We start from the raw sequence: 5,063 nt of genomic DNA, 5'->3' as shown, positions 1-5,063 counted from the left end.
TGCCCCGCCGGCGTCAGCTTCAATACAGCGGAATAGGAACTCGCCGGCAGCGCCTTGACGTTGGCTTCCATCAGCCGGTAGTCGTACTCGTAGGTTTTTTCGTCGTAAAAGTCGAGTTCCTCCACCAGTTGTTCGCCGTTCGGAAAAGTCAGGGTACGCTTTTCGCCAGGCTTGTTGCCGCCTTGGGCTTCGCTTTTCGAGATGGCCGGATTCCATTGCGCGACGGCGCCGAACTCCTTGACCGTCTCCCAGACTTTTTCGATGGGGCGGTCGATTTCGACGGTTTCGACCACCTTCTGGGGTGTCGGACCATGGGCCGAAACTCCGGCGGAAAAAGCCAAACCCAGCGTCAACAAGGCAGGAACGATCATTTTCATGGAATACACAACTCCTCGGGTTAATGAAAAAGAATGGTGGGAGCGGGCCTTTCGACATAGCTCAAGACAGGTTTCACCCCGCGATATAAACCGTGCTATCCATCAGCGGAGCCTAAACGGCAGAATGCCGTAAAGCACGGCCAGCGCGGCCAGAGCCAGGCCGGCAGGCAGCCAGCGAATATCCGCGGCAACCGCTTCGAGGCGCGCGAACTCCGGGCTCTTAAGCGCCAAGCTCAATTCCTCGGGTTTCTCCAGCCGCCGGTAAACGAGTCCGGTCTCGTCGGCCAGTTGGCGAAGATAGTCTTCCTTGAGCGAGGACAGATGCTCGGTCCCGATCACCCGCTCGCTGCCGAACGGCGCGTTCCGCTCGTGATAGCCCTCGATCTCGGAAGGCGGCTTGGGCGGCAGCCCGAACGAGGATCGGTGAGGGACGTCGTCCTCCGAATAGAAACCGACGGCTTCGCCGCGTTCGTCGAATTTCGGAATGGGCGCCGGGCTCAGCCCCCCGGCTCCGACGATCAATCCCCTGAGCTTGCCCTTGAAAGCGCCGAACTCCCGCTTGTAGCGAGGATTGAGAGGCGGGGCTTCCTGGCCGTCGGTAACGAAAACCAGGTTCGAACCGTAATTCTGAAATTGATTCAAGGCATCGTAGAGTCCATCGGCGATGCGGCTGTCGGCACCCCAGGCCATGCGCCAATCGATGTGCTCAATGGCGGTATCGACCGCTTCGAACCCGCGGCAGACTTCGATGGGCTCGAACAGCAGGAAGGATCTTCGCTCGGTGAAGAGCCCCAGCCCCAACCGAGAACCGCAGGGCAATTCCCGCAGGGCCGAGCGCAAGGCGGACTTGACTGTTTCCAAGCGGCTCGTCGACCGGCTTTCTACCCGATAATCGGCGACGTTCATGCTCCGGGTAATGTCGACGACGACGATGTGATCGAATACCGGCCGCGACAGCTTCAGGGTGGGATGGAAAAGCGTAACCCCGACGCTGAGCAAGGCCAGAGCCAGACAGACGAAGCGCGGGTCGCGTGCGCGGGTGGACAACTTCAAGGCAGGCCCCGCGGAAAACCCGGCACCGTGGTCCACAGCGCCCCCTCTTCTTCATCGTTTTCCTCTTCTCCGCCCTCGCGGCGAATCCTGTCCATTTCCGGCAGAAGCCGCATGGCGACTTCCAGGTTGTATTTGCTGTCCCAGTGGTTCGGGTCCAGGCGCAACGCCTTCTTGTAGGCATCCTTGGCCAATTCCACCAGCGGCAGCGCCCGGTTGATCTCGTTTTGTTCCACGTGTGTCAAGGCGCGTCGCAAGTGCAGGTTCCCGAGATCGAACAGGGCCGTAACGCGAAATCGGGTATCGCCCTGGTCGACCAGATAGCCGTAGGCATCCAGGGCCTCTTCATGACGATCCTTGCCGGCGAGATAAACCGCCCGAGCCAGCCTCACTTCCGGCGCCGCACGGACTCGATCGTCCGGGGAAATATCGGTGCCGCTCAGCAAGCTTCGAACCTGCTCCCCGGCAAGCTCGATCCGCCGGAGCTCCTGCCATTCCAATATTCCGGCGATGGTCGAAACGGCTAGCGCCAGCAGCGCGATTTTCAGCTCTAGGCTTTTTCCCATGATTCAGCTTCCGAGAGTTTCACGCCGATCAACAGCAGCAACGCGAAACCTGCCGCGCCGTAGCAGAGCGGCGTCAGATCGAGGCGCGGAATGCGTGCCTGATAATGGATCGGCAGGCTTTCGATCCGGTCGATATCGGCTATGGCCTGACGCAGGGCAGCCGGATTTTCCGCCTCGTATGCCTTGTACGGGATGCCGAGGCTTTCGAAAAACAAATGCAGATAACGCTCGGGCCGGACGCTCGCGTTATCGTCGCGCGGATCCTCCGGTATTTCGAAGATGCCGGGACTTCCGAGAGTCCGGAGAAAAATCCAGTACAGGCGGATTTGATGCTCCTTGAACAGCTTGCGCAGTTTCTGCTCGCTGTCCGGATCGACAACCGCCGCGCCGTCGGACACCAGCAGCACGATGCGAGACCCGGTGAGCGCCTGGCCGGCGAAGTACGACAGCGCCAGCAGCAAGCCTTTACCGATGTGCGTTTGCGCCAGGGCCGGCAAACGCAAGGCGCGCACCGCGGCCAGCACCGCCTCGCGGTCGTCGGTCAGGGGCAGTACGAATAAGGGGCCTGTGCTGTAGGCCGCGACGCCGGTCCGGTCGTTCTTTCGTTCGCTGACGAATTCGCTGAGCAAGCGCTCTGCCGCGGCTGATTTCGCCTCTTCGGCGCCCGACGTCGCACGCCCCGCGAAACTGTGGTCCATGCTCTGGCTGCGGTCGAGAAGCAACACGATATGGGCGCCGTTACCGACTCGATCGACCGCATATTCCTCCCGATGCAGCCCGGCGAGTCCGAGCACCAGACCGGTGATGGCGACGACGCCCATCAGCTTGATCAGCCAGGTCCAGACGCGCGATTGCGCATCGGCGGGCAGCAACGCATTCCACGGCGCATCGAAGCCAGTCACCGGCAAACGGACCAGCGGCAGCAGAGCGAGGCCGAGGAACGGCAGAACCCAGGCATGATCGACCGCCAGATTCATCGAAGATTCCGCTCTACGTCGTAACAGTCCCGGCAAAGGCGGAAGAGCCTGGGCATCGGAAATTCCGTCTGCGCCCCCCCTCTCTGGGGTTCGCCCCTTCGGGGCCCGCTTTGCGGTCCAAGTTCGTTCCCGACGAACTTGTCCTTGGGCCGTTCGGTGAAAAAGAAATCGTAGGAGCTCGCGAAAAAGGCGGCAATTTCCTCGCGCAAAGGTTCGAATGCCGGATGATCCGCAAAGAATGCCTCCAGATGATCCGAAAATAGCGGCTGCCCGTTTACGCCGTTGAACGCCCGGTGGATGGCGGTATAGGCGGAGGAATAGTCCGGCGTCCCGGATGCTCGGCTCAAGGTCCGGACGGAGCGGCAGGCCGCTCTGAAATGGCGGCCTCTCTGCTGCCAGGGAAGATAGCCGTAAAGATAAACGAGGTACAATCCAGCCCCCGCGCCGGCGGCGGCGGCCGAAGCCAGTCCTCGGAGCGGACCGGTTCGGCTCGGAAGCGCGGGAGGCGCATCAGGCTGCATCGGCTCCAGCCCTTCCTCCCGAAGAATCGAAAGCTCGCGAATCGGCGCCGTGGTGAAACGCCAGGCCGGCACTTCCAGTTCGAAGACATCCTCACCGTGGGTAAAGGCCAGCTTGAAGGCGGGAATCGCCAGATTCTTGACCTCCAATGGCGCGTAAAAACTTTGATAGGCGAGTTCTATCGAATAGCGGCGCAGACCGTCGTGCTCCGACTCCCGTACGTTCGCCTCCCGCAGTTCCAGCCAGCGATTGATTCGGCTCGGAGGAAGCGAATTTCGGTCGAGCAAGGCTTGCCGATCGACCGCGACATTCAGCGTCTGCCGGATAACATCACCGATGGCATAGCCGAATGGACGCGGCGTCGAGACCTGAAAATCCCTGACCGGGCCGGGAGTCTCGCCGCCGTGCGAAACAGCAGCGCCTAAAAAAAGCAGCAGAAAAGCGAGGTACGTCCTTTTCATAAGGCGCGCTGAAAATACCGGGTAAGATAGTCGGCCTTGAATCCTTCTTCGAGAAACAGCGGCTCCCGCCCGTGACTGAGGAACAGATGAACCAGACGCTCCCGCCGATCCCGGTAGGATTCTTCCAGCCGCGCACGAAGCTTCGGGCGTAACAGCAGCAAGCGCTCCGAACCGTCTTCCAGGTCGCGCATACGGCGAAATCCGAGCGTAGCCTCGCCCCCCATCTCGCTCGCGTCCCAAAATACCAAGGGCACTACATCGTGCGGCCCCAGAGACACCAGAATCCGTTTGACCAAGGTCAAGGGCATGTGGAAGTCGGAGACGAGAAAAACCAATGAACGCGAATTGGGCACGCATCGCGCCGCTTCCACCAGGCCACGGGCGTTTGTCCCCTTGGGTCGAAACCGGCGCAGACGCCTCACCAGGTTCAAAGCCATGGCGGGGTGACGGCACAGCGGCAGGGAAAATTCGGCGTGGATCTTTTCCGAGCAACCGATGATTCCCAAGGAGTCGCCGGTGCGGTACGCGGACAAGGCCAAAGACGCCAGGAAATCGGCCAGCGTGTCCATTTTGGAACCGATGCCGCGAAACTCCATCGACGCCGACAAATCCACGATGGCGAACACCTTGATGGCACTGCGTTGCTCGTAGATCCGGACGGCATAGCCGCCGAAGGGATCGAGCACGCTGGCCCGGAGATCGATCCGGCGCGGATCCGGGTGTTTCAGCAAGGGCGCGAGCCCGTGAAAGCGCTCGCCGCTACCGGAGCGCCGGCTCGGATGAAACCCGGGGCGCACGGCATCGGAACGCCAGGACACCCGGTAATGGAATTCCTCGGTATGCCTAGCCTGCATTTCTCACACCCCTTCGTAGCGAGGACGTCGAGGCGTCGGTGCGGCGCGCCGCACGGACTGAGTGGCGGCGTCGTGGTAGGTCGGCAATCCTTTCCCGACACACGCTCGTCGGCAAAGGATTGCCGACCTACGACGTCGAGCCGGCGCGAAAGAGTACGGTGCGCCACGGCGAGCGAATCGGCGTCCGCAGTAGAAGGGGTGTGAGAAATGCAGGCTAGCAATCACGGTGCGGCAATCGAATGGAGGATTTTATCCACCA

The 5,063-nt window shown here is 61.3% G+C and carries 6 protein-coding genes; all 6 read right to left on the bottom strand.

Annotation, left to right across the window (positions count from 1 at the left end):
* The coding region (locus ABJK70_RS19820; RefSeq protein WP_347258861.1) for an SRPBCC family protein at positions 1-377 on the bottom strand (377 nt) is incomplete at its 3' end.
* A 102-nt stretch (positions 378-479) separates the two neighbouring features.
* Entirely contained in the window at positions 480-1,430 is a 951-nt protein-coding gene (locus ABJK70_RS19815) for a vWA domain-containing protein (protein ID WP_347258860.1), read from the bottom strand.
* Positions 1,427-1,993, bottom strand: coding sequence for a hypothetical protein (locus tag ABJK70_RS19810; protein WP_086133143.1), 567 nt, complete (start codon positions 1,991-1,993; stop codon positions 1,427-1,429). Before ABJK70_RS19810 ends, ABJK70_RS19815 begins: the two co-directional genes overlap by 4 nt.
* Positions 1,978-2,970: a vWA domain-containing protein gene (locus ABJK70_RS19805; RefSeq protein ID WP_133715939.1), complete on the bottom strand. Its 993-nt coding sequence runs from the start codon at positions 2,968-2,970 to the stop codon at positions 1,978-1,980. Before ABJK70_RS19805 ends, ABJK70_RS19810 begins: the two co-directional genes overlap by 16 nt.
* Positions 2,967-3,950 carry a nonribosomal peptide synthetase MxaA gene (locus tag ABJK70_RS19800; protein WP_347258859.1) on the bottom strand — a complete coding sequence of 328 codons (984 nt, stop codon included), beginning with the start codon at positions 3,948-3,950 and terminating at the stop codon, positions 2,967-2,969. The genes ABJK70_RS19805 and ABJK70_RS19800 overlap by 4 nt, the downstream gene beginning before the upstream one ends.
* Entirely contained in the window at positions 3,947-4,804 is an 858-nt protein-coding gene (locus ABJK70_RS19795) for a vWA domain-containing protein (RefSeq protein WP_347258858.1), read from the bottom strand. Before ABJK70_RS19795 ends, ABJK70_RS19800 begins: the two co-directional genes overlap by 4 nt.
* Positions 4,805-5,063 lie beyond the last annotated feature (259 nt).

This window comes from Methylocaldum sp., assembly GCF_039794385.1.
In the GTDB taxonomy this organism is placed as follows: domain Bacteria; phylum Pseudomonadota; class Gammaproteobacteria; order Methylococcales; family Methylococcaceae; genus Methylocaldum.
Note: the sequence above shows the minus strand (reverse complement) of the source record. Positions and strands in the feature narration are given on the sequence as shown.

Excerpts from the sequence above, each read along its gene's own strand:
- ABJK70_RS19810 (WP_086133143.1), bottom strand. The coding sequence starts at position 1,993 with ATGGGAAAAAGCCTAGAGCTGAAAATCGCGCTGCTGGCGCTAGCCGTT.
- ABJK70_RS19805 (WP_133715939.1), bottom strand. The coding sequence starts at position 2,970 with ATGAATCTGGCGGTCGATCATGCCTGGGTTCTGCCGTTCCTCGGCCTC.
- ABJK70_RS19800 (WP_347258859.1), bottom strand. The coding sequence starts at position 3,950 with ATGAAAAGGACGTACCTCGCTTTTCTGCTGCTTTTTTTAGGCGCTGCT.
- ABJK70_RS19795 (WP_347258858.1), bottom strand. The coding sequence starts at position 4,804 with ATGCAGGCTAGGCATACCGAGGAATTCCATTACCGGGTGTCCTGGCGT.